This window comes from Paenibacillus hebaui, assembly GCF_051934385.1.
Taxonomy (GTDB): Bacteria; Bacillota; Bacilli; order Paenibacillales; family Paenibacillaceae; genus Paenibacillus.
In genome coordinates, this window is record NZ_CP196836.1 from 7,003,714 (window position 1) to 7,028,663 (window position 24,950).

The 24,950-nt window shown below is 46.6% G+C and carries 28 protein-coding genes and 1 pseudogene; 9 read left to right on the forward strand and 20 right to left on the reverse strand.

What is annotated here, in order from left to right:
- Window positions 1-133: 133 nt before the first annotated feature.
- Entirely contained in the window at window positions 134-949 is an 816-nt protein-coding gene (locus ACR32F_RS31505) for an SDR family NAD(P)-dependent oxidoreductase (RefSeq protein WP_440114596.1), read from the reverse strand.
- A gap of 207 nt (window positions 950-1,156) precedes the next feature.
- Between ACR32F_RS31505 and ACR32F_RS31510 the strand changes: the two genes are divergently transcribed.
- Window positions 1,157-1,816: a TetR/AcrR family transcriptional regulator gene (locus tag ACR32F_RS31510; RefSeq protein WP_440114599.1), complete on the forward strand. Its 660-nt coding sequence runs from the start codon at window positions 1,157-1,159 to the stop codon at window positions 1,814-1,816.
- 114 nt (window positions 1,817-1,930) lie between these two features.
- On the opposite strand, the gene ACR32F_RS31515 is transcribed toward ACR32F_RS31510, so the two are convergent.
- From ACR32F_RS31515 to ACR32F_RS31525, 3 genes are all read right to left on the reverse strand, one after another.
- Window positions 1,931-2,992 (reverse strand): LLM class flavin-dependent oxidoreductase, encoded by a 1,062-nt coding sequence (locus tag ACR32F_RS31515; protein ID WP_440114602.1) that lies wholly within the window; start codon window positions 2,990-2,992, stop codon window positions 1,931-1,933.
- A 173-nt stretch (window positions 2,993-3,165) separates the two neighbouring features.
- Entirely contained in the window at window positions 3,166-3,978 is an 813-nt protein-coding gene (locus tag ACR32F_RS31520) for a class I SAM-dependent methyltransferase (protein WP_440114605.1), read from the reverse strand.
- Window positions 3,979-4,445: 467 nt separating this feature from the next.
- On the reverse strand, window positions 4,446-4,787 hold the full coding sequence (locus ACR32F_RS31525; RefSeq protein WP_440114608.1) for a zinc ribbon domain-containing protein YjdM: 342 nt from the start codon (window positions 4,785-4,787) through the stop codon (window positions 4,446-4,448).
- Between the two features lie 222 nt (window positions 4,788-5,009).
- On the opposite strand from ACR32F_RS31525, the gene ACR32F_RS31530 reads away from it, so the two are divergent.
- On the forward strand, window positions 5,010-6,158 hold the full coding sequence (locus ACR32F_RS31530; RefSeq protein WP_440114611.1) for a VanZ family protein: 1,149 nt from the start codon (window positions 5,010-5,012) through the stop codon (window positions 6,156-6,158).
- Between the two features lie 138 nt (window positions 6,159-6,296).
- Here the strand turns inward: ACR32F_RS31530 and ACR32F_RS31535 are convergent, their stop codons facing one another.
- From ACR32F_RS31535 to ACR32F_RS31565, 7 genes are all read right to left on the reverse strand, one after another.
- The gene (locus ACR32F_RS31535) at window positions 6,297-7,757 is read right to left on the reverse strand and encodes a carboxylesterase/lipase family protein (RefSeq protein WP_440114614.1); all 1,461 of its coding nucleotides are present in this window, start codon (window positions 7,755-7,757) and stop codon (window positions 6,297-6,299) included.
- Between the two features lie 301 nt (window positions 7,758-8,058).
- Window positions 8,059-9,090 (reverse strand): metallophosphoesterase family protein, encoded by a 1,032-nt coding sequence (locus tag ACR32F_RS31540; protein WP_440114617.1) that lies wholly within the window; start codon window positions 9,088-9,090, stop codon window positions 8,059-8,061.
- Window positions 9,090-9,425 (reverse strand): DMT family transporter, encoded by a 336-nt coding sequence (locus tag ACR32F_RS31545; RefSeq protein WP_440114620.1) that lies wholly within the window; start codon window positions 9,423-9,425, stop codon window positions 9,090-9,092. The genes ACR32F_RS31540 and ACR32F_RS31545 overlap by 1 nt, the downstream gene beginning before the upstream one ends.
- Window positions 9,422-10,189, reverse strand: a complete 768-nt coding sequence (locus ACR32F_RS31550) for an HAD family hydrolase (RefSeq protein WP_440114623.1) — start codon at window positions 10,187-10,189, stop codon at window positions 9,422-9,424. The genes ACR32F_RS31545 and ACR32F_RS31550 overlap by 4 nt, the downstream gene beginning before the upstream one ends.
- A gap of 87 nt (window positions 10,190-10,276) precedes the next feature.
- Entirely contained in the window at window positions 10,277-11,647 is a 1,371-nt protein-coding gene (locus tag ACR32F_RS31555) for an ABC transporter substrate-binding protein (RefSeq protein ID WP_440114626.1), read from the reverse strand.
- 79 nt (window positions 11,648-11,726) lie between these two features.
- Window positions 11,727-12,572: a carbohydrate ABC transporter permease gene (locus ACR32F_RS31560; RefSeq protein WP_440114629.1), complete on the reverse strand. Its 846-nt coding sequence runs from the start codon at window positions 12,570-12,572 to the stop codon at window positions 11,727-11,729.
- Window positions 12,573-12,631: 59 nt separating this feature from the next.
- On the reverse strand, window positions 12,632-13,507 hold the full coding sequence (locus tag ACR32F_RS31565; protein WP_440114632.1) for a carbohydrate ABC transporter permease: 876 nt from the start codon (window positions 13,505-13,507) through the stop codon (window positions 12,632-12,634).
- Window positions 13,508-13,705: 198 nt separating this feature from the next.
- On the opposite strand from ACR32F_RS31565, the gene ACR32F_RS31570 reads away from it, so the two are divergent.
- Together ACR32F_RS31570 and ACR32F_RS31575 are read left to right on the forward strand one after the other, a co-directional pair.
- On the forward strand, window positions 13,706-14,251 hold the full coding sequence (locus ACR32F_RS31570) for a GbsR/MarR family transcriptional regulator (RefSeq protein ID WP_440114635.1): 546 nt from the start codon (window positions 13,706-13,708) through the stop codon (window positions 14,249-14,251).
- Window positions 14,252-14,419: 168 nt separating this feature from the next.
- A complete protein-coding gene (locus ACR32F_RS31575; protein WP_440114637.1) occupies window positions 14,420-14,773 on the forward strand; it encodes a hypothetical protein in 354 nt (117 codons plus the stop codon).
- A 305-nt stretch (window positions 14,774-15,078) separates the two neighbouring features.
- On the opposite strand, the gene ACR32F_RS31580 is transcribed toward ACR32F_RS31575, so the two are convergent.
- The gene (locus ACR32F_RS31580; protein WP_440114640.1) at window positions 15,079-15,651 is read right to left on the reverse strand and encodes a hypothetical protein; all 573 of its coding nucleotides are present in this window, start codon (window positions 15,649-15,651) and stop codon (window positions 15,079-15,081) included.
- A 97-nt stretch (window positions 15,652-15,748) separates the two neighbouring features.
- On the opposite strand from ACR32F_RS31580, the gene ACR32F_RS31585 reads away from it, so the two are divergent.
- Window positions 15,749-16,666: a phosphatidate cytidylyltransferase gene (locus ACR32F_RS31585; protein WP_440114643.1), complete on the forward strand. Its 918-nt coding sequence runs from the start codon at window positions 15,749-15,751 to the stop codon at window positions 16,664-16,666.
- A 188-nt stretch (window positions 16,667-16,854) separates the two neighbouring features.
- Here the strand turns inward: ACR32F_RS31585 and ACR32F_RS31590 are convergent, their stop codons facing one another.
- Window positions 16,855-17,436 carry a hypothetical protein gene (locus ACR32F_RS31590; protein ID WP_440114646.1) on the reverse strand — a complete coding sequence of 194 codons (582 nt, stop codon included), beginning with the start codon at window positions 17,434-17,436 and terminating at the stop codon, window positions 16,855-16,857.
- Between the two features lie 231 nt (window positions 17,437-17,667).
- Here ACR32F_RS31590 and ACR32F_RS31595 point away from each other — a divergent pair, with 231 nt between their 5' ends.
- The 3 genes from ACR32F_RS31595 to ACR32F_RS31605 all read left to right on the forward strand — a co-directional run bounded on the left by ACR32F_RS31595 (window position 17,668) and on the right by ACR32F_RS31605 (window position 20,619).
- Window positions 17,668-18,525, forward strand: a complete 858-nt coding sequence (locus tag ACR32F_RS31595) for a DMT family transporter (protein ID WP_440114648.1) — start codon at window positions 17,668-17,670, stop codon at window positions 18,523-18,525.
- A 202-nt stretch (window positions 18,526-18,727) separates the two neighbouring features.
- Window positions 18,728-19,774: a bifunctional transcriptional activator/DNA repair enzyme AdaA gene (locus tag ACR32F_RS31600; protein WP_440114651.1), complete on the forward strand. Its 1,047-nt coding sequence runs from the start codon at window positions 18,728-18,730 to the stop codon at window positions 19,772-19,774.
- 71 nt (window positions 19,775-19,845) lie between these two features.
- Entirely contained in the window at window positions 19,846-20,619 is a 774-nt protein-coding gene (locus ACR32F_RS31605) for an isocitrate lyase/PEP mutase family protein (RefSeq protein WP_440114654.1), read from the forward strand.
- A gap of 22 nt (window positions 20,620-20,641) precedes the next feature.
- Here the strand turns inward: ACR32F_RS31605 and ACR32F_RS31610 are convergent, their stop codons facing one another.
- A complete protein-coding gene (locus tag ACR32F_RS31610; RefSeq protein ID WP_440114657.1) occupies window positions 20,642-21,505 on the reverse strand; it encodes a LysR family transcriptional regulator in 864 nt (287 codons plus the stop codon).
- Window positions 21,506-21,650: 145 nt separating this feature from the next.
- Here ACR32F_RS31610 and ACR32F_RS31615 point away from each other — a divergent pair, with 145 nt between their 5' ends.
- A complete protein-coding gene (locus tag ACR32F_RS31615) occupies window positions 21,651-22,490 on the forward strand; it encodes an alpha/beta fold hydrolase (RefSeq protein ID WP_440114660.1) in 840 nt (279 codons plus the stop codon).
- A gap of 103 nt (window positions 22,491-22,593) precedes the next feature.
- On the opposite strand, the gene ACR32F_RS31620 is transcribed toward ACR32F_RS31615, so the two are convergent.
- From ACR32F_RS31620 to ACR32F_RS31645, 6 genes and pseudogenes are all read right to left on the reverse strand, one after another.
- Window positions 22,594-23,292, reverse strand: coding sequence for a hypothetical protein (locus tag ACR32F_RS31620; RefSeq protein WP_440114663.1), 699 nt, complete (start codon window positions 23,290-23,292; stop codon window positions 22,594-22,596).
- A complete protein-coding gene (locus tag ACR32F_RS31625) occupies window positions 23,289-23,936 on the reverse strand; it encodes an AAA family ATPase (protein ID WP_440114666.1) in 648 nt (215 codons plus the stop codon). The genes ACR32F_RS31620 and ACR32F_RS31625 overlap by 4 nt, the downstream gene beginning before the upstream one ends.
- A gap of 5 nt (window positions 23,937-23,941) precedes the next feature.
- Window positions 23,942-24,031: pseudogene (locus ACR32F_RS31630) on the reverse strand (ABC transporter ATP-binding protein); the annotation flags it as partial.
- A complete protein-coding gene (locus ACR32F_RS31635) occupies window positions 24,009-24,161 on the reverse strand; it encodes a hypothetical protein (RefSeq protein WP_440114669.1) in 153 nt (50 codons plus the stop codon). The pseudogene ACR32F_RS31630 and the gene ACR32F_RS31635, both read right to left, overlap by 23 nt.
- Window positions 24,158-24,538, reverse strand: a complete 381-nt coding sequence (locus tag ACR32F_RS31640) for a GntR family transcriptional regulator (protein ID WP_440114672.1) — start codon at window positions 24,536-24,538, stop codon at window positions 24,158-24,160. The genes ACR32F_RS31635 and ACR32F_RS31640 overlap by 4 nt, the downstream gene beginning before the upstream one ends.
- A 98-nt stretch (window positions 24,539-24,636) precedes the next feature.
- A complete protein-coding gene (locus tag ACR32F_RS31645; protein WP_440114675.1) occupies window positions 24,637-24,807 on the reverse strand; it encodes a Spo0E family sporulation regulatory protein-aspartic acid phosphatase in 171 nt (56 codons plus the stop codon).
- Between the last annotated feature and the right edge of the window lie 143 nt (window positions 24,808-24,950).

Consider the following 24,950-nt stretch of genomic DNA (forward strand, 5'->3'; position numbering starts at 1 on the left):
AACTTCCGATTGTCTGGATATCGAATCGAACGGACGCTCTATTCAGTAAAAGACGTTGCCAGTGAATATCTCGCTGACAGCGTCTTTCTTTTTTACTATGCCACTTTCGGACTTATTCACCTCACACAACTACTCAGGCTTTGGCCTTTTCTGCCTTATCACCCTTGGAACGCGGGCGAAGCATTCCTCCTACGATGCGCAGCATTTGTTTGCGTGGCATCAAGCGGGCGAACTGAGCTGTCCAGTAGTTCCCGGCCCCCGGTACGGCATAAGGCTTGCCTGACTCCAGTGCCTTCATCGCCACTTCCACAACATGCTCGGGTGTGTCTCTTTTGCCAACAGATGCTTCTTCTGCTCCTACGACATCGAAGAAAGCAGTTTGTGTCGAACCAGGACACAACGCCAGAAACTGCACGCCTCGCTTCCTGTTCTCTTCATACAACGCCTCTGTAAAAGAAAGGACAAAAGATTTCGTAGCCCCATATACGGCCATGTACGGATCAGGCTGGAAGGCAGCCGTCGAAGAGACATTAATAATGGTCCCTTTCCGTTTTTGCACCATGTTTGGCAGGAAAAGATGCGTCATGTTCATGACAGCCAGTACATTCAGCATAATCTCTTCCTGCTGCCTTGCCCCATCCACCTGCTCAAACATGCCGTGCGTAGCAAAGCCCGCGTTGTTAATTAAAATATCGACCCGTATGCCACGATTCAGGCATTCCTCATATACCATCTGCGGGGCGTCCGCCTGAGATAGATCGGCTACAATGACTTCCGCCTTCACTCGATACGTTCGTTCAATCCGCTCCGCCAGTTGAGTCAATTTGGACTCTGATCTGGCCACCAAGACCACATGTTTTCCTTTTGATGCCATTTCCAATGCAAACGTCTGTCCAATTCCTGAAGATGCCCCCGTAATGAGCACCCATTGATTTTGAACCTGCTTCATCTCTCATCCGTCCTTTTATGAATAGTTAGAACACATGTTTTCTTAAAGAAACAGTGTTTCTGTATAGAATCATCGTAACCTCATTCCAAGATCCTGTCAAATTATATTTGTTAAATTGACGTTGCCTGGCGTAAAACAGTAGAATGACCATAAGAAAAAGAAACACCGTTTTCATTAAACAACAATAATGTTATGAGGATGAAATAGATGAAAGATCAGAATTCAGGTTCCTCGGAATCCGCTCACACGGTCACGACCTTTCAGGAAGCCAGACTTCAGCACTCCGAAAACCTCCGCCAAAATATTGTGCATGCTGCTGCTGCCTTACTACAAGAGCATGGTCCTGAAGCCGTCACGGTTCGACGAGTGGCAGAACGAATGGAATGTTCCACTAAAATTATATATAACCTCTTCGGCAAGAAAGAAGGGTTAGCCAAATACCTGTACCTGGAGGGATGTTCCCTCCTGGCGCAGAATTTTGAAGCTATGCCCCGGCGGGAATCGTTCGAACAATATTTTCGCGATTTGGCCCATGTCTATTGGGACTTCGGAATTTCTCAATCCAGCTTCTATCAGCTGATGTTTGGAGGTTCCTTTTCCGAGTTCAAACCGGATGCAGAGACCTTACAGGGAACAGCGACCGCACTGAAACAAGTCTCCGCTCTGGTTGGGGCAGCGATTGCACAGGGACTGCTTCAGGAGCAAGATCCCATGCTTGCGGTACGTATGATCTGGGCTCCCCTGCATGGTGTCATCCATCTATACTTGGGAGGCCATATTGAGAGTGAAGAAGCTGCCAAAACCCTCTATGACCATACGTTATCCATGGTTATCCTCTCCCTTGTTGGCGCATCTGGAAAAGGATAAGCATTGAAACTGAACTTAAAAATAAACGAAAAAAGGAGTAGATTCTTCACCGCATTGCGCTGAAGGACCTACTCCTTTTTTCAATTGAATATATGTGCAGATTCACACCGAGAATTAACGCGCTGCTTCGTTCTCCGCTTCCCAACGCGAGATTTCGGCACGCACTTTTGGAGCGACCTCTTTACCAAGCAGCTCAATGGCTCTCATCACATCCTCATGCGGCATAGTACCGAGTGGCACGTGCAACATAAAGCGTGTGATACCGACTTCTTTGCGCAGATTAATAATCTTCTCGGCCACGGTATCCACATCACCCACATACAGTGCGCCTTCCAGACTTCGTGCCGCGTCAAAGGTTGCACGGCTGTAGTGCCCCCAGCCGCGTTCACGGCCCAGCATGTTCATGACAGCTTGAGCTGGCGGGAAGAATTTCTCCACTGCTTCATCTGTTGTATCCGCAATAAACCCATGCGAGTGTGAAGCTACTGTCAGTTTGGAAGCGTCGTGACCTGCATGTGCGGCTGCTTTTTTGTACAACTCCACCAGTGGTGCGAATTGTACCGGACGACCACCGATAATGGCGAGTACAAGCGGCAAACCGAGTAGCCCTGCACGAACAACCGATTCCTGGTTACCACCACTGCCGATCCATACCGGAAGCTTCTCCTGTACCGGGCGAGGATAAATGCCTAGATTGGTAAAGGAAGGGCGATGCTTGCCTTCCCAAGTAACTTTTTCCGAATCACGCAGCTTGAGCAGCAGATCCAGTTTCTCATCGAATAACTCATCGTAGTCGTTCAGATCATAGCCAAACAACGGGAAGGACTCGATAAATGAGCCCCGGCCTGCCATAATCTCCGCACGTCCATTCGAAATGCCGTCCAAAGTTGCAAAATCCTGAAATACCCGTACCGGGTCAGCCGAAGACAGCACCGTTACAGCACTGGTCAAGCGAATGCGTTTGGTCTGTGAAGCCGCTGCTGCCAAAATGATTGCTGGTGATGAAGCCGCATAGTCAGATCGGTGATGCTCACCTACCCCATATACATCCAGTCCCACCTGATCGGCCAGAACAATCTCTTCCACAACCTCGCGTATACGCTGCGCATGACTCATGACTTCTCCCGTTTTCACATCCGGGTTGGTCTCTACAAAAGTACTAATTCCGATTTCCATCCTCTGTTCCTCCCTGTTGTCCAGCGATCCGTCCCTCGTCTAACCTATTGTAAGTAGATCACCTTTTGTTATTTATCTTAATATTGAACTATTTTGATGAAAAATACAAGTGCCCCCTGTTTCCAGAGAGCACTTTCGTGGCATATTCTTCTCATAACCCTATTCTTTCATGACTATTTCTTTTTCCCAATGTACAGCAAATGAGACGAGATTCCCAATATGGACGGATCTTTGGCCGCCTCAATCATATACTGGATTAACGCCTCACCTTCCCCACGTTCCTTCCAGTATTGCTGCTGCTCGTCTGTGAGCATGGCTCTAAGACTGGATGATCCAATCAGGTCCACTGTCTCAAATCCGTGTTGCTCCATGAACGGATTAATATCCTGAATGTTGAAATAGTATGCCCCCGTGAACCGCCCCTGGTCTGGATGATCAAACGTGCCTTTTTCCACAAAAGATCGAATAGCTCCCATATGGTCATGCGGCTTCCACTGCTGTGGGAATTGCAACGAGGTAATGCCCATTCGCATTCGGCTCTGCATCGCTACAAACACGATTCCCCCAGGCTTTGTGACCCGATGCAGCTCACGTACAGCAGCCACTCGCTCCTCTTCCGTCTGCAAATGATACAACGGCCCCAACATCAGAGACGCATCATACATCTCATCTGCAATACCGTTCAGATGGGTCGCATCCAATACATGAAATCCGTCAAACTGCTGTGTCAAATCCAGTTCCTGCGCCTTCTGCCGAGCAATATCTACAGATGCAGGTGTCAGGTCTGACAGCGTAACATGGTATCCAAGTTTGGCAAGCTCCATCGCATATTTGCCTGGCCCTGCACCATTGTCCAGTACAAGTCCAGTTGCCGGAAGTGACTCTCGGATGTAATGCATGTTAATAATGAACTCCAGCGGTTCCCGGTCCAACCTCCCCCACTCATCAAATCTGGAATAATAGTCAATCACACGTGATCTTTCCATGATTCTGCACCTGCCTTTTCTCAACATTAAGGCCATATACATACAAAAAAACCTGCCACCTCAGCTAAGAGGCGACAGGTCTGACCTTCGCGGTACCACTCTTTTTGATCCATGAACAGGATTGGGCTCAACATGCACCAACCTTTCCTGCCATAGCATCTCAGGACCTGATGACGGAGGTTAACCGTCAGGATCTACGTAAAGTCAGTATATCGCATCAATTACACCATTCAGCCCTTTGTTCGCTGAACAAATCAAGATGCTCCTATAACTGCCGTTCGACCCTGCTGCTCACAGGTGAGTTGGGGATAGGTTGACTGCCTTGCACCATATCGACAGTTCTCTGGACCAAACCTTAAACCTTAATACTCCTGATCATTGCATTTGGATGTTAAATTCTATCCAGTATAGTTCTTCTAAATATTTCCTGTCAACTCAAACAGAATTGAACGTTTTTCATTGCAACACTAGATTTTTTTCACAAATTCGGACTTCAGCTTCATCGCACCCAGGCTGTCGATTTTGCAATCAATGTCATGATCACCGTCGATCAGACGGATATTTTTCACTTTGGTACCCTGTTTAACCACAAGCGAGCTACCTTTAACCTTCAGATCCTTAATAACTGTAACGGTATCTCCATCATTCAGAACATTACCGTTGGAATCGCGTACCACTTTGGTCTCTTCTGCATTCTCGTTGTCGGATTCCATGGACCACTCGTGTGCACACTCTGGACATACCAGCAGATTACCATCCTCGTAGGTGTATTCGGAGTTACATTTCGGGCAATTAGGCAAATTAGACATATGTATTAAACTCTCCATTCGTTGTATACTTCCTCGCAAGTATACGGGATTACCGCCCATTCTTCCACATAGGCTCATCATGATGAACCCGACCGGATAAGGTTAATAATTTTAAACTAAATTTAAGATTGGTCCATCCCCTGTTTTAAGGGAACTGCTTTATGATAAAGATTAGAAGAACCATTCGGGACATCATCTCAGTCTATAAAGGAGTTTTTGTTCATGTCACCCTATGTTTTCCCTGTGCAAACCGCTTTCTTCATTTTTGTGGTTATCGCCATGTTTCTGCTGGTTCCGTGGTTGATCTACGGATATCGAAAAGATGGATTTTTTAGCTGGTCGCGATTTGGCGTCAGCTTTTCATTTATTTTTTATATCCTGGCAGCGTATTGTCTGGTTATCCTCCCCTTTCCAACGACACGAAATACGTGTGCGCAGCAAGCGGCAGATACCGTATATTACACCCTGGTTCCATTCACTTTTGTAAAAGATATCCTGAAAGAGACGCCTATGGTTTGGTCCCAACCAGCCAGCTACATTGCAATGATTCAGAGCAGAGCTTTCCTGCAAGCGCTGTTTAACCTATGCCTGCTCATGCCGCTTGGCGTGTATATCCGTTATTTTTGGCAAAAAAGATCCGAATGGAAGAAGGCACTATGCTGTGGATTTGGTCTCTCCCTGTTCTTTGAGATTACGCAGATTACCGGTTTTTACGGCTATTATGATTGCCCTTATCGCCTGTTTGATGTAGATGACCTTCTATTGAACACATCAGGAACTGTCCTTGGATTCTTGGCGGCGCCTATACTGCTTGCGTTATTCCCGTCACGTGCCCGTATTCAGGCGAAGAGTGAACAGATTGTGGAGCAGAACAAAGTATATCCAGTCCCTCAGCTGCTCGCATTAATTATAGACGGTATAGTTGTCGTTTTCTTATCCAACCTGTTGTCGATCTTAGGTTTATCAAACACCATCACCAGTGCGTTGAATACAACGATTGCAATGTTCATTGTGCTGTTCTTCATTCCATGGGCACGCGGAGGTAAAACGCCAGGTTCTGCTTTCATGCGCTTCAGATATGTTCACAGACAGACTGGAGAGCCTTCCACCAGTTCCCTGCTTAAACGATTGCTGGCACTTTATGTTCCTTGGTTTATTTTCACCATAGTACGCCTGGTAAACGATTATGCTTTTATCAAAGACAATGCGATGCTCGAACCTTATAAGATATGGATTTCCGTTGGCTTTCTCGGTCTACAGATGATTTTCCTCACAGTATTGTTCGTTCATGTCATGCTGGTGCTATTCTCTCGGGGCAAGCGAGCCTTCTATTGTGATGATGCATCTCACATTAGACCTTCCCGGAAGTAGACTCGAACAGGAGATTACAGCATGTAATTCAATGATGAACAAACTCTGATATTAACAAAAAAGGCGCTTCCTGTCGGCCAACGACAAGAGGCGCCTTTCCATGTTTGGTGCATCAGATTCAGTCGCAGCTTCTACAGACTACAGTCCCAGCAGCTCGCGTTTGGAAGCTTCCGGGTCATGAATCAACTCAATATCATGGTTGAAAATCAGCGTAGCGCGATCCTGCTCATAGGCAGGCCAGTCAACACCCGCAGTCTCTGGCTTTCCGTTCTTGGCAAAGGAAATCCATGCGTCTTGAACCTTGTCTGCCAGCTCTGCTGCTGCGGCATCCGGTTCGGCATTCATAAACTTCAATACAGGCAACGTATGGAAAGCAAAGAAAATATCGATGCTATGAATTGATTTTCGCAGCAGTGGATGCTCCGGCATGACCCAATCGAAACGATACATCCATACAGGTGCGTGCTTCTGCTGTGCAGTCGCATATTGCACAGCCGAGCGCCAGAAGAACAGGTCGGTCATCATTTGGGCCTGGCCATCTGCCGTCTTGGGATAGCTGTCTGCAATCGCTACACGGTTCTCCAAATCGGGCGTCATGAAATCCACAGCCTGTACCATATCGATCTCTTTGGAATACGGCACATGAGGCTGAATGAACAACGAGCCTTCATGCAAGTTAGTTCCAATGAGTACAGGAATGTCCTGTGCCGAACCCTCGTCTACCGCCTGAAGCGGTGCCTTCGGAAGGGTGACTCCATCCAGCACAGGCTGGAACAGCAGAGCCATCCCTGTACCGCTTTGTTGTTTCACCGTCTCGCCAGCAGCGATAATTTGCTCCACTGGGACGGTTTTAAGTTTTTGCAAATCGCTCGGTGTTACACCCAGAACCTTCAACATGCCATCCCGAATGGCTGAAGCCTGTTCTGCGGGAACGAACTGTGAAGCTCCACTTTGCATAATGGCACGATGAAACAATCCTTTGGCCGACGGCATTGCCATCAGAGCCGCAATACTCATGCTGCCCGCAGATTCTCCAAATACAGTGACGTTATTCGAATCACCGCCAAACGCCTCGATGTTGTCCTGTACCCATTGCAGAGCAGCAATCTGATCCAGTAAACCCACATTGGATGCAAAGCCTTCTCCAAGTGGGGCCATATGCAGGAATCCAAGCGGTCCCAAGCGGTAGTTGATCGTCACAACAATAACGTCTCCTCGCAGGGCGAATTGCGTTCCATCGTACATGGGCTGGCTTCCAGCACCTGAAACGAATGATCCTCCATGAATCCATACCATGACCGGGAGTGGATTATTGCTTTCTTTGTCAGGTGTCCAGATATTCAGGTAAAGGCAGTCTTCTGATTCCACCGGAGGCTCTCCGGATATGCCCTCGGCTTGATGATTTCTGGGCTGTATATTTTCAGGTCCGAACTGCTTCGCCTCTCTGACCCCATCCCAAGACTCGGGTGAAGCTGGAGCCTGGAACCGCAATTCACCTACAGGTGGTTTAGCATAGGGAATACCTTTCCATACACTCGTTCCATGCAGAAGGTCTCCTTGAACCGTACCGTATCGTGTGTTCACTTGAAGGTCTCTCATGTGTCATATACATCCTCTCTACGGATCGATATTTCCAGCTAGGCGGCTGGTGCTACTCAGATCTGAATGGGTTTATTAAAAATCGGACATAAGAATAACTGTCATTGATTCAACGCCCTTTTCACACACACTCACAGGCACGTTTCCACTTATTTAAGTATAGATCTCCATGAGACACATTTACAAGTTTGTCCAAATTGGCTTTCTACCGCTACGTTTCACGTGGAACTTTTACAATCATAATAAAGACTCCGCTTCAATTAACGAGCGAAGTCTTCTATTCCTGCCCTGCACATCTTCATCACTTTTCCTGATGTAATGATTCATTACCGCCGATTCCTTTTACCGGATAATCAACTGTATATTCTGCACCTTCAATCCAGCTGCCCGTTACATGATTACGACCCTTAACGACAACGCGGTCACGATACACATCCACATGTAAACTCTCGCTTCCCTCCAGATGCTCATCCCCATCCCTCCAGAGATAAGCTACGGAGGAGGCATTAAACATCGTTGGCATCTGTCCACCACCTTCGTACACAGTGCGTTGAGCCTCCAATTGCCAATGGGTGTGACCGGAGAAGAGGATTCCCTGCGGATAACGACTTAAAATGGCCTTTACTGCTGCGTCCTGATTCACGCCATACCAACCCTGTTCCTTCAGGGAACCTGCCACCGTATCCATTAGCGGTTGATGGAGAAATACGAAAATCGGCTGCTCAGGCGAAGCATGTTCCGACAGTTTGGTTTCCAGCCAGTGCAGTTGTTCAGCAGATATATCACAATCTTTCGGATGAGGCTGCTCCGTACCCAGGAAGATATAATGATAACCGTTAATCCAGTGGTCGTGATACGACCCGTTCATACCTGTGATTGCTGTAAAATCGTTTAACCGCTTCTGCCATAACGCCTCAATTGAAATGGATTCCTGCGGTTTCTCAATATCTTGATCCTCTCTTTGGCCCATATCCTCTAAATGCCCCAGCACCTCACCCACTTCATGCTCGGTCATTGTGTTCAAATTCAGCGGTGGATCTCCCCATAGAATGGCTCCAATATCATGATTGCCTACGGTGTAACGTATTTGAGGCAATGAATCGCCTTGAGCCTCCACTATACGCTGCAACTCCTGGTATTCTTGCGCCAGTCCGCGATCGGTAACATCGCCCACATGCATAATTCCGCTGCTGCCACGGCTATACGTTGCGATGTCTTCCAGCGCTTTCTCCAGATGACGGTTATAAATATGATCAGCCTGCTCTCTCACATGAGTATCGGTGATGACCTGGAAGCTGACTAGTGGTTGTTCACGTTTATTTTCATTTCCCATCAGGAATCACTCCATTTCAGTCCAATAATGCCAATCAGAATGAAGCCCATCCAGACGATCGACATCGCCTTCAAACGTTCTCCCAGAAAGTAATGTCCCACGACACCAATCAATGTAATGCCTACGCCCGACCAGATGGCATAAGCAACACCCAGCGGCATATATCTCACAGCAAAATTCAACAGAGTAAAGCTCATTCCATAACAGACAAACATAAAAAGGGAAGGCCACAAGCGGGTAAAACCATCCGATACCCTCATTAGAACGGTACCGCTCAGTTCCAATCCAATCGCCAGTGCAAGCAATATCCATCCGGTATACGAATGATTCGTCATCGGGTTACCTTGACTTCCAGCAATTCATGAAACGAACCAACCGTAAGATCAGCAAGCTGGATATGAGCAGGGTCACCGATAGCAATCTTCCAGGCAGCTCCCGCAGCACGTGCCATCTCCATATCACCATCCGTATCCCCGATGACGACAGCTTTTGCAGCAGGCACACCAAGACGCTCACATGCCAGCAACAACATGTCTGGAAACGGCTTTCCACGACCAACCTGATCCGTACCTACAACCACGGAGAAAAGTGAATCAATGCCCATCCACTTTAGATGGCTCAGGGCATTCTCTGTCTCGTCGGCCGTGACGACGCCCATTTTCAGTCCCCTGTTTTGACACTGTTCAAGAAAGGCAACGACGCCGGGAAGTGGCTGCGCAGGGCGCTCCCTATTCATTGCGTATTCTGCCTGCAAAAGACATTCCCTCACGATAACTTTGGCTTCCGCCCAGCTCAATCCCGCACGATAGCCATGCCAAGTTAATACGGCATAGACTTCCTCCATCGTTCCCATGGCAAGAGGTCCCCGCACATCATAGCCGTTCATCCGGCCTTGCTTATCATGGAATGTTCCCCATATATGAGGAATGTCTGCTGAATTGAACTGAAGACCACGGGCAATAAGTTCCTCCCGGAAGCTCTCCATCACACGATCTGTCCAGAAACCCCACATAGCTGTAAAATCAAGCAGAGTCCCATCCTTGTCAAACAAAATAGCCTCTATTGGGGTAGACAGGTTCCCCAGTGTTAATTCGGACATCGGTTACGCTCCTTGTCTGCTGAATTACTAGGTCAGAAAAGCGGTACATGACTGCACCGCTCCTCCAAGATAAGCTTGTTTCACTTGTTATTTCACGCGATCCAATTCTTTTTGGGCCTTTTCTTTAGCTTCTTTCAGTGCTTGTGCCGCTGGAACGTTATTAATCTGTACCTGATCTGCTGCATCCTTCAATGCATCATTGATTTTGCCACCCGTTGGATCCTGGAACGGAGCCGAAGCGTGAGCTGCCTGTTGCAGTGGTACGGTGATTTGTGGATTTTCCTCACTGAATTTCATGAACTCTGGATCTTGTTGAGCCGATTGACGCACTGCAATATATCCGGTGTTCATGGACCATGAAGCTGTGTTTGAAGTCTCAGAGAAATACGTAAGCCATTTGTAAGCTGCCTGTTGTTGCTCTGGACTCGCTGCTGATGGAATACCTGCCGATATGGCACTTGCTACCGGTTTTCCTTCACCAATGCCTTCCCAACCTGGTTGTTGCATCGCAGCGACTACGCTAAAGTCCAAGTCGCCTTGGTCACCACTAGATCCGGTGTAACCTGCTGCTTTATTTTTCATCACATCATCAATCGTTTTGTACCAGTACTCCCAGCCCTGACCTCCAAAGTGAATGCCCATAATCTTGTCTTCGTTAATCCATTTACGGAACAGGTCCCATGTCTCGATCCATTCCGGGGAGTCAATCATAACTGTTTTGCCATCGTCGCTAAGAATCTGTCCGCCTTTACTCAGCACAGCGTCGATCATGTTACCGCTACCCCACATCGGCTCCCAGCCATAGAAGGTGGTCTTGCCATTCTCCTGCTTGCTCATCTTTGCTGCTGCTTCAGCCAGCGCTTCCCATGTCTTCAGGCTCGCTGGATCGATTCCGTTCTCCTTGAACGTATCCATACGGTAATACATAATCTGAGTCGTGCCGTACATTGGCAAAAAGTATTGCTTTCCATCCACTTGTCCTTGAGTCAGGAAGGTTTGAATGAAATCGTCTTTCTTAAAATTCGAATCTGCGGCAATCATCTCATCCATCGGTGCATAATATCCTTTGCGTGCCCAGTCTATATTAGAGCTGAGTACAGCGGCCGGAACCTTCTTGGAAGCAATCGCTGCTTGCAGCTTCTGTTCCGTCTCTGTGTAATCAGCCTGTACAATCCCCTTCACAACCACTTCGCTCTGTGAGGCGTTGAACGCATCGATGGTTTTTTTCATGTTATCGCCCAGATTACCTCCCAGACCATACCAGAACTCAATCTCCACCGGATCTTTCGCCTGAGCTTCGGTTCCACTGGCTGCCGCCGATGTACCTGATTCTGCGGGTGTCGGTGTTCCACAAGCGGTAAGTAGAGCAAAGCTGGTCGCGAGTACCAGCGACATTCCACCCTTCCAATTCAACCTCAGTCTCTTTTTCCATGTCATGCTTGCCTGACTCCAATTCATTGTTGTTCCTCCCGTTTAGATGAAATGTTGGTTTGGCACGGTGCATCTGGATGGATGCAGTCATACAAGGCGATTCATATCAGTTCTTGTTCACACCAGCCGTAATATTCACGCTCTGCATGATCGTCTTTTGGGTGAACAGGAAGAGAATAAGCAATGGTGCAATGGTGAATGCACTTGCAGCCATAATCTGTGGCCATGCGAGACCATATGCCCCGCCTTCTACAAAGAAGCTGCGCAGACCAGCCGAAACCAGCTGCAAGTCAGGGTCTTTGGTAATGAGCATAGGCCAGAAATAGTTGTTGTATTGTTCAATGAACGTAATCAGAACCATCACGGCGAAGCTTGAGCGAACAAGCGGTGTGATAATCGTCCAGAGAATCCGGAAATGAGACGCACCATCCAGCTGTCCGGCTTCCACCAATTCATGAGATACCTGCATGAACGCCTGCCGGATCAGGAAGATCGAGAACACGCTGACACAATTGGATACAATCAAGCCTGTGTAGGAATCCAACAGATTAAGTTCGCTAAGCACCAGGTAACTAGGCAGATATACGGCTGTACTTGGTATCATATAACCCACCAGAATCAAGGATGTGAGCACACCTTTGAGACGAAATTTCATATGTGTCAGGGCGTACGCCATCATACTGGAGTTTACGATCTGAAACAGACAGATGGCTAATGCTACCCCGGTACTGTTCAGCATGTAACGGGCAAATGGTGCAGCATTCCAGGCATCTACATAATTTCCCCACCGGAACGTCTCCGGCCAGAAGGTCGGAGGAAACTGCCAGATTTCATCATTGGTTTTAAATCCACTAATGACCATCCAATAGAAGGGAAAGGCTGTACCCAGCGCGATAAGGGCTAACAGGAGGTAGCGTATAATTTTGCTTATTTTAAAGTTCGTATGCGACACGCTCTGCATCTCCTTGCGCTTCATCCGTTTAGACTTTTTGTTGGGCAATGTCATTGTCATTAGTAGTGCACCAGGCGTCTGCCAAGCAGGAAGGATACTCCCGACAGCAACACGCAGATCAGAATAATCACAACGGCAATGGACGAAGCTTCACCTACATTGAAAGATTCAAATGCAGACTGATAATACATGTACAGCAATGTCCTTGTTGAACCCGCCGGTCCACCCTGAGTCATGACGTTAATCTGGTCATAGGCTTGCAGGGACTGGATCGTAAGAATAATCGAGAGAAAGAATGTGGTTGGTGAGATAAGCGGCAACGTGATACTTCTGAACTTATCCCAACTGCCTGCCCCATCAATCGAAGCTGCTTCGAGCAGATCAGATGGCAAATTTCGCAGCGCAACCAGATAGAATACCATCGCCCACCCAATCGACTTCCATAGGGTAACGATCAGAACTGCAACCAGTGCCCAGTCCGCGTCACGCAACCAGCCGATGGGAGATATACCTGCCCAGCTCAGCATGAGATTAGCGAGTCCTACCTCTGGCTCAAAGATCCAGGACCACGCGATGGACACCGCTACTGTCGGAGTAACCCAAGGTGAGAAGAGTAATGTCCGGAAGATACCGGATGATTTGATTTTGCTATTCATGAGCATCGCGAGGGCCAATCCGCCCACAATGGTTGGAATCACACTCCCCAGCCCGAATAACAAGGTAACTTTCAGTGACCGATAGAATTCAGAGTTCGTCAGCAGATAACTGTAATTATCCAGTCCAACGAACAGCTTGTCCGGACTCATGAAGTCCCAATCGGTGAAACTGAGATAAACGATATATCCCAGAGGTCCCAGCCAGAAGATCAGCAATGGGATTAGAGCTGGCAGCGTGAATAGAACCGCCTCAGACTCCCTCCATAGTTTTAAACGCAAATCCCCCACTCCTCACTGTCCAATTTTTCTTTAATGATTGGGAATTTTTCAGTATAATCAGCTATATATTTATTCTGTACAAAATTGATTGTACACTCGTATTGAAAATTCCAATTCCGGGTTATGTTAAAATTGGCGCAGGTCATGTAAAATATGAAGCAGCTAGTGAGAACGCTATCACAAACCAGAGGTGACATTGTGGGAAAAGAGCGCTTTGAAGGGCAACATTCAGCTTTGCCGTCATCCGGCAGGCAGGAACTTCGTGAAAAAGTCATTGAGGCCATTGCGGGAACCATGGATTTGTACGGGGTGAACCATTCCTTCGGCCAGTTGTACGGGATCATGTATTTTGAGGATCGACCTATGACACTTGAAGAGATGAAGACCTCGATGAATATGAGCAAAAGTAACATGAGCTATGCTGTCCGCTCGCTGACGGACTCACAGATGATCTACAAGTTAGAGGAAAAAAAGGAACGCAAGGATCAATATGTCGCCGAAACAGATTTCTACCGTACCTTTCAGAATTTCTTTGGAGCGAAACTGCAGCACGAGATCGAAGTCATGCAACAGAGCATTCAGGAAGTGGTGCCCGAGCTGTCTGAACTCATTCTGGCAGAATCGACATCTGCCGAGGAACGCGAGCAGTCACTTAAAGACCTGCATAAGCTCAAGCATGCGCAGCAGTATTATGTTTGGTTGCAGGGGTTCGTGGATCAACTGCGGAGCGGAGAGTTTTTTTAAAAAATATTGGGTATATTAGGGGATTCTTATCCCCATATTATATAAACTTTTATTAATTTGTATAATTGTGGGATCTATTATATAATATCTTTTTCATTCACACCATTACTAGTGTTTTAGTACCGTTAGAACTACCAGATTCAGCAAGAGGTAGCTTAAGAAATAGTTTTGGTTACAACTAAAGAAAAACAACATGTCATTTCAATGAATGCAACACTGCGCAATGCTCCAATGAGTTCAATCAATAAAAGTATGCAACTATTTATTAATGAGGCTACGTCAGAAATTAATTTGGTATCCAGACAGTTCTCTCAATCCCGTTTTTTTATTATTACCGATGATCAGGGTTATGTTGCTGAGACCTTTGGGGAGGGAACATTGCTGGGGGGTGCAGTAATTAAAGTACTTCTTCATAAAACCATGTCCCTGTCTATGGAGTCCTTTGGTATTAATGCTGTATCTCTCTCTATTAAAACAAGCAATAATATTTTACTAGAATACGATGAGAGGGTTAAGGGATAGCGGAAATGTGGAAAACTAGGAATAAGGCACAATTGCTGGAGTTGACAAGTAGCTTCTCCGAAAATGAGGATACAACAAAGCCATGTTAATCGACCGCAACATCATCATGGCAGATAAAATTCAAGGTCCGTACATAAACCTAAAGTACGGGCCTTTTCTGTCCAGGAACATGATTAAACTCATTGAGACATCCAATGATCAAGTCAGGAGGTGTCGTGCATGAAATCCATTGCGGAGTACTCATACACCCTGAGATATGGCATAGGAGGTCTGCTTGAGAACCTGTTCTAAAGAAGAAGCATGCATTAATCCCGGCTAAAGTTCGAATCCTCCCGATCCAGTTCAGGCGCATAATCCCTGAGCAGTCCCTCATAGATCAACTTTAGCTGCTCACTCTGACGAAAATCTTCCGGGGTCACCAGCGCAGGCAGCTTGTTCCACAGCTTGATGCCCGAGCGTTGCAGAATTTCAGCTACAAATTGCGAGCAAAAGTAGGAATTGCTGAACTCCACCGGCTCCTTCAATGTAATGCCAATCACACCAAGCAGATTGTACATATATTTCTGGCGGCTGCGAATGAAGATGTGCAGCACCCGCTTCATTTTTTCCACCTCACGCTCCGTCACCAGAAGCTCATAGATCACACATGTGGTGTTTGGATATTTACTGTATGTACCTGTCTGAATATCTTCCTTCACAAAACCACCGTTCAGCGGATTGCTGGGATGCTTGCGGCCGAAGCTGTACAGCTCGGATAATTCACGGTCAAATGAGATCGATGCATGATTATACGGCGCTCTGGTGTAACTTTGAATCACTTTGGTAAACAACGTTCCCGTATTCGTAAGCAGGATATAAATTGAACGTTTATCTGTCATAACGAAATTTCCCCTTATCAAGTTGACACTATTCCTTCATAATAACATAGGTACCCTATATAGGAATGTTACTTCTGGATAAGCAGGTGATACGTACGTGAATAGTTCACTCTTTACATTAACCCTGATATTTACAGCCTTACTTGTCATACATATCGTGTACAAAATCATTACGAAGCTCCAGCCTGACCGAGACTACTCGGGTATTGGCAACAAGATCAAAACATGGTGGGGCATGTTTGTTATCTTCTGCATTGCCACCCTTTTCAATCCGATTGTCTCCTTGATCTCCCTTATGGTGCTTACGTTCTTTGCGCTCAAAGAGTACTTCTCGATGATCCGCAGTACGCGCAAAGCCGACCGCAGGCTATTTCTATGGGCGTATCTGGCGATTCCGGTGCAATTCTACTGGATCTATATTGGATGGTATGGGATGTTTATCGTGTTCATTCCGCTGTATGTCTTTCTGGTGCTGCCTCTGCCACGCCTGATTAATAAAGGAACCGTCGGGTTCCTTCGCAGTGTCAGCTCGACGCAATGGGGATTGATGCTGATGGTATTTGGACTCAGTCATCTCGCCTACTTTCCGTTTGCATCACCTGAATATGGTTCAAAGCTGGTGCTGTTCCTGGTTGTGTTAACCCAGCTGAATGATGTCATACATTATTTGGCCTCGCTCTATCTGGGCAAACGAAAAGTGGTGCCCACGGCCAATCCCTTTTTGACATGGGAAGGATTCGTCTGCGCATTTATTGTGACCACCGCTACTTCATACTTTATACATCCCTATTTAACCCCGTTTGATGCACGATTCGCGCTGTTTATTGGTGTATTGATCAGTCTGGCTGGTTTCTTTGGAAGTCTGACAGTGTCCGTATTGAAGCGAGATTTGTTAATCGGAGATGATACCAAATTCGATGCATTGAAAAAAAGCTATCTGAGTCGGGTCGACAGCCTAACCTACACCTCTCCGGTCATGTTCCATGTGGTGCGTTATTTCTTCGACTTCATGTAGGGGTAGATCCGATACGAGGGCTGAGTACACCAAGGTATTCGTATAGGCGTGACATTACGCATGGTAAAAAAGCAGCCGCGAACGGCTGCTTTTCCATTTCAGTGAAGATCACGGACACAACAGAGTGCATCCGTTCGATCCTTCCTTTCGTCAAGAGATACCGCACCACACGGCTGTGATCTGCCCTTTTACTTCAACGTAATTTCTTTATCCGAGGTAAGTTCTTTCCCCTCTTCATTGGTGAACACAAACGTTGCTTTGCCGCGTTCACCCTTCATCTCGTCCGAATAGATAAATCCAGAGAATTGTCCATTCCCGCTGAAGTAAAAGCCCTCTTCACCATTCGCACCATGCTCGATGGCTTCCTTAAGCGAGTTCACAATCGTAACCGTGTTGGATGTCCAGCGCATCTCGGATAGCGTATAGCCTTCTGGCACCTGCTTCACTGCAAAATCAAAGCTGTTGCCCTCCGATGGCTTATCGGTTTGATCAATGACGATCATAATCTGTCCTTCTGCATTAGCAGAGGGCTCGGATTTTGCCGAAGGTTTTCCCTGATCCGTAGCTGCATCCTCCTGATCATTGTTATTCTTCGCCTCAGCGTTGGGAATAGAGTTATTCCCGGCTTGCTCAATAGGCTCCTTCGATTGTGGATACGCGTGCTCCTGAACGGATTCAGCGTTGTTCTTGGCTCCACATGCACTCGTCAGCAGCAAGATACTTAGGGCAGACACCCAGAGCGCAGATTTATTGGTATTGAGTTTCATCATTGGAACTCCCTCCATGTTCATCTAAAGTAATAGCATTATGCATTAATCCATAAAGGATCTTCTAATCCACACCTTCTATAGTAATTACTACACCATATCGTCCCACATTAAGCTCCATAATATGTAAATGATTATAAATTCAATACGTTATGACACTTCGATGAACCCTGAAATGTTCGCATGTTAACCTGATAAGATCAAAAATAGTGCTGAATAAGGGAGGAAAACAGGTTGAATCGTTTGGCTTTTATGATGCTCGTTATACTCGCCACATCCCTTATGGGTTCATCCTTTGCTGTTGGTAAAATCGGACTGGCTTATGTCTCACCCATTCTACTGGTAGGTATTCGATTTACGCTCGCTGGAGGGCTCATGGCGCTGTGGCTACGAAACAAGAATTTCCCTACAACGCTCTCCGACTGGACCCGGCTGTTGATCATCGGTCTATTCCAGACGACAGGCGTGATGGCTTGCATTTTCCTCAGTATGCGGACGATTCCATCCGGACAGACATCCATTCTCACGTTTACGAATCCACTGCTGGTGGTTATTCTCGGAAGCTTGTTCCTCGGTCTAAAATACAGGGGATACCAGTGGTTTGGGGTGCTCATTGGTATAACAGGGGTCTTCATCACACTGGGATTTCACATGCAGTTATCGGAAGGAACGTTGCTGGGCATGGGCTCTGCATTGTCCTGGGCCATCGCTACCGTCTTGGTTAAAAAATGGGGAGCACGCTTCAGCACCTCGGTATTAACGGCTTATCAGATGTTATTCGGCGGCTTGCTCCTGTTACTGCTTAGTTTAACGCTGGAATCATCCCGGCTTATTCTCAACACTACCTCCATTAGCGTTATCCTGTATCTGGCTCTGCTTGGCTCCATTGTGCAGTTCGCTACGTGGTATTACCTATTAAGTAAGGGTGACCCTGGGAGAACCAGCGCCTTCCTGTTTCTCGCTCCATTCTTCGGTGTATTCTCTGGCTGGCTGCTTCTGGACGAGGTGATCCGTAATTACGTCTATGTCGGTGGGCTATGCATATTCCTGGGAATCTTTCTGGTAAACTGGACTGGTACCCAAAAGCGATAATAATCGAATTGTGCATCTTGCTGAAATAAAAATATTCATGCCTGATTTTCGGCGATGCCATGTGCATCGTTTTTTTATAATCAATTTACAGTGAACGTACAAAGTACACGATAACGGAGAATGCAAACCAAGTCGCCTTGACCTAATGTCATTTTTAAGTTCGTTTTGTATTGATCATCTATTGAAGTAAGGATGTGCGCCAATGATTTCTGCTGAACGGAAAGAACAATACTATCAGGCTCTGGTTGCCAAGGATTCGGAATACGAGGGTTTATTCTATGTGGGGGTCAAGACGACGGGTGTATTCTGCCGACCCACATGTCCAGCACGGAAGCCCAAATTCGAGAACTGTGAATTCTATGAGACCGCACAGCAGGCGCTCCTAGCCTCGTTTCGCCCGTGCCAACGCTGCCGTCCGTTGTCCCACCCCAATCAAGTGTCCGATGTTGTACGGGTATTGGTTGAAGCTGTGGAGAATAATCCGGAGAAACGGTGGAAAGGTCAGGATTTCAAGGCGTTATCCATCGATGAATCCACCGCCCGACGTCAATTCAAGAAGCGATTCGGCATGACCTTTGTGGAATATGCCCGTGCTCGCCGCATGGGACTCGCCCTGAAAAATATTCGCTCTGGTCGCCCCGTCATTGATGCCCAGCTTTCTACTGGATATGAATCCAGCAGCGGCTTCCGGGATGCCTTTTCCCGAATCATGGGTGCCGCACCTACACAAGTGGATGAAGAACATATATTGAAGGCGTCCTGGATCGACACACGTCTCGGACCGATGATGGCAGTAGCAGACGAGATGGCACTGTATCTGCTTGAGTTTGTGGATCGCAGAGGTCTGGAGCGCGAAGTGGAGCGGTTGCGTAAACGGACGAAATCGGCCATTGTACCCGGTATTACGGAACCGATCCGTTCAATTGAGCGGGAACTGGAGCAATATTTCAAAGGCACACTAACCGCATTCCATACCCCGTTGTTCTGTTTAGGAACACCATTCCAAAAGAAAGTTTGGGAGCAGCTTATGGCGATTCCACTGGGGGAGACCCGATCCTATCAAGATATCGCAATATCACTTGGTAAACCATCGGCCTGCCGCGCGGTAGCACAGGCGAATGGAGCCAATCAACTTGCCATTGTTATTCCCTGTCACCGGGTAATCAATGCCAGTGGTGAATTGGGTGGATACGGCGGTGGGTTAACCCGCAAGGACTGGCTTTTGACTCACGAGAAACAGGATAGCTGAAAAAATGAATGAGGTACGTAACGATTAGATATCCAAGGACTAAGCCATATAACAAAGGAGAGTTAACATATATGAGCACCCTAAAGGAAAAAGCAATGTTGTTCCACCAATACCATGTGAAAGGGAATCCTCTAGTTCTCGTTAATGTGTGGGATGCTGGAAGTGCACACGCGATCCAATCTGCTGGAGCAACAGCCATTGCTACCGGGAGCTGGTCCGTTGCTGCGGCCCATGGTGAGCAGGATGGTGAAGCACTGCCATTCCATCTGGTTTTTGCCAATCTGGCACGGATTACAGCAAGCGTGGATCTACCTGTAACGATCGATATTGAGGGAGGGTATGGCAGGTTTGCGTCAGAAGTGAAGGGAAATGTCCTCCAAGTCATCGATCATGGTGCAGTGGGGATCAATATCGAAGATCAGCTTCCTACTGGAGATGGACTGTATGCCGTGGAGGAGCAATGTCTGAGACTATCGGCTGCCCGGGAAGCCGCGGAGCAGGCAGGCATTCCACTGTTCATTAACGCTCGCACAGATCTTTTTCTGCAACATATACCTGAACATCATGACCACTCGCATCTAGAGGAAGCACTCATACGTTCCAAGCATTATGCTGAAGCAGGAGCCAGCGGTCTGTTTGTGCCAGGATTACTGGATCTACAACTAATTCAGGAACTGTGTGAGCATTCCCCACTTCCAATCAACATTATGGTTACGTCACCTGAGCCTACGCCAAAACAACTTGCCGCACTTGGTGTGGCACGCGTGAGCTATGGCCCTTATCCATATCTGCAAACTATGGAACACTTGAAAGAGCTGGGACGGAGCATTTTGGCGGGCAGATAACAGGAGGCACGCTTCTCATGACTTACCAGAGAGAGGCGTGCTTTCTAACGATTTCAATAAAAGCTTCTACTTGAGGAGAGATCCACTTGTTTTTGGGGTATAACAACTGTGTAGCCAGACTCTGTTTATACTGCTGACCTGAAAGCTTTCCTTCCAACAGCTCCCTCTCTACCGTAATCCGGGGTAACATGGATATCCCCATCCCACTCAATATAGACTGTTTCACAGCTTCAATACTCCAGAATTCAATATTGGAAGTAATCCCAATCTGATACTCCTCAATGCATTGTTCAAACAATGTGCGATAACCGCAACCTCTTTCGGTAAAAAGTAAATTACTTCGTACAATGTCCCGTTGTAACTCAAATGAATTGGGATACAACAACATCATGGGCTCCTCAGCCAATTTCTCACTGTACAGATTGGGGTCATGCACCTCTGTCCCCAGCATAAAGGAAATATCACTTTTACCTTGCATTAGATTCTCTTTATAATGTACGGAATCTAATTGGTGCCATTCTATGTTGACCTGGGGATGCAATTTTTTGAACTCTTCAATAATAGGCGGAAAGCGATAGATCAACAACGTTTCCCCAATACTGATAACGATATTACCCGTTAATTCCCCTTGCGCAGCAGTCACTTCCTTAATCATATGATACAGCTCAAGCATTTTTTGGGCATGTGGCAACAATTTTCTCCCAGTCTCCGTTAAAATAACCCGCTTACCGATTCGATCAAATAAAGGGTAGCTAATCTCCTCTTCCAACGCCTTGATATGCAATGTAATTGTAGATTGCGCGTATCCAAGATGCTCAGCAGCTTTGGTAAATCCCTCATGTTCCACAATCGCGATAAATGTTACCAAATGGCGTATTTCCATCATTGACTCCTTTCTTCTTACCATCATTAATAATGATCGTTTTCATTTAAACTATCAATTTTACCAATAGAATGCAATCGTTTATATTCAATTTAACTCAACGATAGCTAAATTTAATCTCAAGCGTTTATGGAAGGGAGTAATCACCATGCAAACAGCAGCAACGTCATCCATATTGATCAATGGATATCGAATTGCTTATGAGCAATACGGAGAAGGCTCTCCCATATGGCTCCTTCATGGAACACCGTCTTATAGCTATGAATGGAGAAAAGTAATACCCTCTCTGGTTCAAAAAGGGTATAAGGTATACGTCCATGACCTTCTTGGGTATGGGGCATCTGAAAGACCACTCGATGCGGACACTTCTGTAGTAGCACAATATACCTTGTTCAGTCAGCTTTTGGATGAGCTCGGAATGGATCGTTTACATGTCGCGGCCCACGATCTAGGTGGAATTGTTGGCCTCCAATTGGCTCAGGAACAACCTGAGCGTGTACAATCGCTCACATTACTCAACATGCCCAGCTATGATTCGTGGCCCTCACCAACCTGGAAGAAAATTATTGAAGAACAGTTCGATCAGGTTGAACAAATGTCCCGTACTGATTTTGATACCATGCTAAAAAAACAGTTACCCATGGCAGTTTATAATAAAGATCTCATGACAGGGGATACACTGGACGCATATCTGGCGCCCCATACCGGTTCATTGGGGAAAGCATCTTTTTTCTCCCACCAAGTAGCTCACTATAATGCCAAATATACGGAATCTTATAACACAGAGTTACCCAAGCTTAAAGTTCCCGTTCAGATTCTATGGGGAGAGGAAGATGAATGGCAGCCCCTTGCTTATGCAAAGAGGCTTGTCCAGGATATTCCACATGCTTGTCTACATGTCATTCCGAAAGCTGGCCATTTCGTAATGGAAGATGAACCTGGACAATGTTCTGATTATATCGACCGTTTCTGCAATAAACATCCATGATTTAGGGTGATACAGAAAAAACACGAGCGTGTATGTACTCACTCGTGTTTTTCTGATCACAATGGATAGTTACCTGGATTTCCTTCATCAAAACAGTTTCCTGTCAGTTTTTCCTGCCTTTCATCGCAAGCGGAGCATTCTTCATCATCGGATAGGTGGACAGGAGCAGTGCACCGCCAATGAACCCCAGAACGGTGAACAGTGTCATCGTATTTACACTCATGATCCACTTCATCCACTCCCCAAAATTCGCAAAAACAAACACCAGTGTGATGATCATGCTTCCCCCGAAGAACAGAATCAGGAAATTACGCATCCCCAATCGGATCCAGCAGACGGTCAGGAAGATGGAGATGCCCAGCACGAGAAATCCACTCATCAGATCCATCCATAGATAAGAGAAGAGTTGATATTCACTTGAATACAGCATGCCTGGTTGATAGAAAGTGACATCAAGCGTTCCGATCTGGTGAAGCAGATGTACGATGAGATAGATTATATTCAGAATGGCAATGGTGCCCACAACCATCCATGCCGAGATCATATAGAAGGATTTCAGGAACTGAATGCGTGTACTGCCCAGGCCGATAGCAACCGGATACAGGGTAATGATACTCGCTACTGCAAAAGCGCAGATTCCTCCGTACATCGGGCCAAATAGTTGTGTGGTGAAAGCAACATCAAACAGCAACCCAATGGCCACGTATACAGCTGATAGCATCAGTGAAATCGATGAGAATATGATCAGATACCAGCGCATATCATCCAGGATCAGTCGGTTTGTACCTTTTACTGCGTTCATCGCCTTACCCCCTCCTGCTTCCGGGTCATATTCACCAGATAGTCCTGAAGTTTCGCTTTCTCGATTGAGAGTCCATGTGCTTGGGCTGTATCTCTCCATTCCTTGGAGTACGTAGCATCAATCATTACTTTTTGGGTTGATCCAAGCTGCGAAAATTCTATGATCTTTTCCTCTTTGGTTACCTGCTGTATATCACTTATTAACCCTGTTATAAGAACTCCTCTCTCTCGCATTTCTTCCATAGGATGATTGAACACCACCTCACCTTGCTGGAGCACAATCAGGGATTCACATAGAGGCTGAATCTCTTCGATATGATGGGTGGATACCAATATCAGGCGTGGGTTCTCTTCATAACTTTCCAACAACGCATCATAAAAGTACTTACGCTTCTCGGCATCCAGACCGTTCGTGGGTTCATCCATAATGGTTACACTTGCATTGCTTGCCAGTCCCAGAATCATCTGGGCAGCTGTTTTCATGCCTTTGGAAAATTTGGTGATTTTCTGATTGGAATGCAATTCGAACACATCGATTAAGCGCTCTGCCATTTCCTGATTCCACTGGGGGTGGAAGTACTGACCGATCTTATATCCTTGATCGTCCAGTTTCTGCCCAAGGGATGATTCTCCTGGATGTAGCACAGATGCTCCTGGGCAGCCAGATTATTATAAGGGTCCTGACCCATCACCCGGATGGTTCCAGTATCGGGCCGGTTATGCCCTGCGAGCAGACTCATCAGGGTTGTTTTGCCGGCACCATTCCTCCCCCACAATGCACATGATGATTGGCTCGCTCTCCTGTAGCGTAACCTGGTTCAGAACGGGCGTCTTCTGGTAGCTGTAGTTAACCTGCTCCATACGAATCATAATTCACTCTCCTTATCTTTCTTGCCTCGAATCAGATCAATGATCATGTCCTCATTCATGTGAATACGTCTGGCCTCTTCCAGTAATGGCTTGATATATTCATCGTAGAAATGCTGCTTTCGTTCAACAAGCAATGCTTCTCTGGCTCCCTTCGCAACAAACATTCCAACACCCCGCTGTTTGTATATGATGCCTTTGTCTACAAGCGACTGAAGCCCTTTTCGTGCCGTGGCTGGATTGATATTGTAAAAGCGGGACAATTCATTGGTTGAGGGAACTTGTTCCTCCACCCTCAATCTGCCGTCCACAATGTCATCCATAATCATCATGGCGATCTGATGGAAAATGGGTTGAGATTCATCCAAAGTCGATTTCATGTGATTCCAACTTTCATTCATCGTTAATTAGTTAGTCGGTTAGTTACTGATGTAACTAACTATAGTGCACAGAGCCCCCTATGTAAATAGGCGAACAATTAATTGAACAACTTTTTTATTTTGGCTCGATTGTATTGATTAATAAGGCCGTCCAGAACTACAGATTGCAGGATTACTTCAGGATGAAGCAGACTGCCATACTCCAACTGTTTTCGATATAACTGCTGTCTGGCTTCTTCGATCTGCGACCTTAACTCCAGGCAATCCATAGTACTCCTCCTTTTTGTCATATTTTAGTTTATTATGCCAATCGATAGATCGAACGGGATACGACATACGTATTCTTCCACCTTCATACAAAAAAAAGACGCCTCTGAATGAATATTCAGAAGCGTCCTTTGGTTTAGACTTA

What these genes read in the sequence shown, in the direction of transcription:
- ACR32F_RS31590 (WP_440114646.1), bottom strand. Translation starts at nt 17,436, where the DNA reads ATGATGAAACTCAATACCAATAAATCTGCGCTCTGGGTGTCTGCCCTA.
- ACR32F_RS31555 (WP_440114626.1), bottom strand. Translation starts at nt 11,647, where the DNA reads ATGAATTGGAGTCAGGCAAGCATGACATGGAAAAAGAGACTGAGGTTG.
- ACR32F_RS31605 (WP_440114654.1), top strand. Translation starts at nt 19,846, where the DNA reads ATGAGCACCCTAAAGGAAAAAGCAATGTTGTTCCACCAATACCATGTG.
- ACR32F_RS31515 (WP_440114602.1), bottom strand. Translation starts at nt 2,992, where the DNA reads ATGGAAATCGGAATTAGTACTTTTGTAGAGACCAACCCGGATGTGAAA.
- ACR32F_RS31620 (WP_440114663.1), bottom strand. Translation starts at nt 23,292, where the DNA reads ATGAACGCAGTAAAAGGTACAAACCGACTGATCCTGGATGATATGCGC.
- ACR32F_RS31580 (WP_440114640.1), bottom strand. Translation starts at nt 15,651, where the DNA reads ATGACAGATAAACGTTCAATTTATATCCTGCTTACGAATACGGGAACG.
- ACR32F_RS31640 (WP_440114672.1), bottom strand. Translation starts at nt 24,538, where the DNA reads ATGAAATCGACTTTGGATGAATCTCAACCCATTTTCCATCAGATCGCC.
- ACR32F_RS31550 (WP_440114623.1), bottom strand. Translation starts at nt 10,189, where the DNA reads ATGTCCGAATTAACACTGGGGAACCTGTCTACCCCAATAGAGGCTATT.
- ACR32F_RS31520 (WP_440114605.1), bottom strand. Translation starts at nt 3,978, where the DNA reads ATGGAAAGATCACGTGTGATTGACTATTATTCCAGATTTGATGAGTGG.
- ACR32F_RS31505 (WP_440114596.1), bottom strand. Translation starts at nt 949, where the DNA reads ATGAAGCAGGTTCAAAATCAATGGGTGCTCATTACGGGGGCATCTTCA.
- ACR32F_RS31545 (WP_440114620.1), bottom strand. Translation starts at nt 9,425, where the DNA reads ATGACGAATCATTCGTATACCGGATGGATATTGCTTGCACTGGCGATT.
- ACR32F_RS31510 (WP_440114599.1), top strand. Translation starts at nt 1,157, where the DNA reads ATGAAAGATCAGAATTCAGGTTCCTCGGAATCCGCTCACACGGTCACG.
- ACR32F_RS31530 (WP_440114611.1), top strand. Translation starts at nt 5,010, where the DNA reads ATGTCACCCTATGTTTTCCCTGTGCAAACCGCTTTCTTCATTTTTGTG.
- ACR32F_RS31615 (WP_440114660.1), top strand. Translation starts at nt 21,651, where the DNA reads ATGCAAACAGCAGCAACGTCATCCATATTGATCAATGGATATCGAATT.
- ACR32F_RS31645 (WP_440114675.1), bottom strand. Translation starts at nt 24,807, where the DNA reads ATGGATTGCCTGGAGTTAAGGTCGCAGATCGAAGAAGCCAGACAGCAG.
- ACR32F_RS31610 (WP_440114657.1), bottom strand. Translation starts at nt 21,505, where the DNA reads ATGATGGAAATACGCCATTTGGTAACATTTATCGCGATTGTGGAACAT.
- ACR32F_RS31600 (WP_440114651.1), top strand. Translation starts at nt 18,728, where the DNA reads ATGATTTCTGCTGAACGGAAAGAACAATACTATCAGGCTCTGGTTGCC.
- ACR32F_RS31635 (WP_440114669.1), bottom strand. Translation starts at nt 24,161, where the DNA reads ATGATTCGTATGGAGCAGGTTAACTACAGCTACCAGAAGACGCCCGTT.
- ACR32F_RS31535 (WP_440114614.1), bottom strand. Translation starts at nt 7,757, where the DNA reads ATGAGAGACCTTCAAGTGAACACACGATACGGTACGGTTCAAGGAGAC.
- ACR32F_RS31540 (WP_440114617.1), bottom strand. Translation starts at nt 9,090, where the DNA reads ATGGGAAATGAAAATAAACGTGAACAACCACTAGTCAGCTTCCAGGTC.
- ACR32F_RS31525 (WP_440114608.1), bottom strand. Translation starts at nt 4,787, where the DNA reads ATGTCTAATTTGCCTAATTGCCCGAAATGTAACTCCGAATACACCTAC.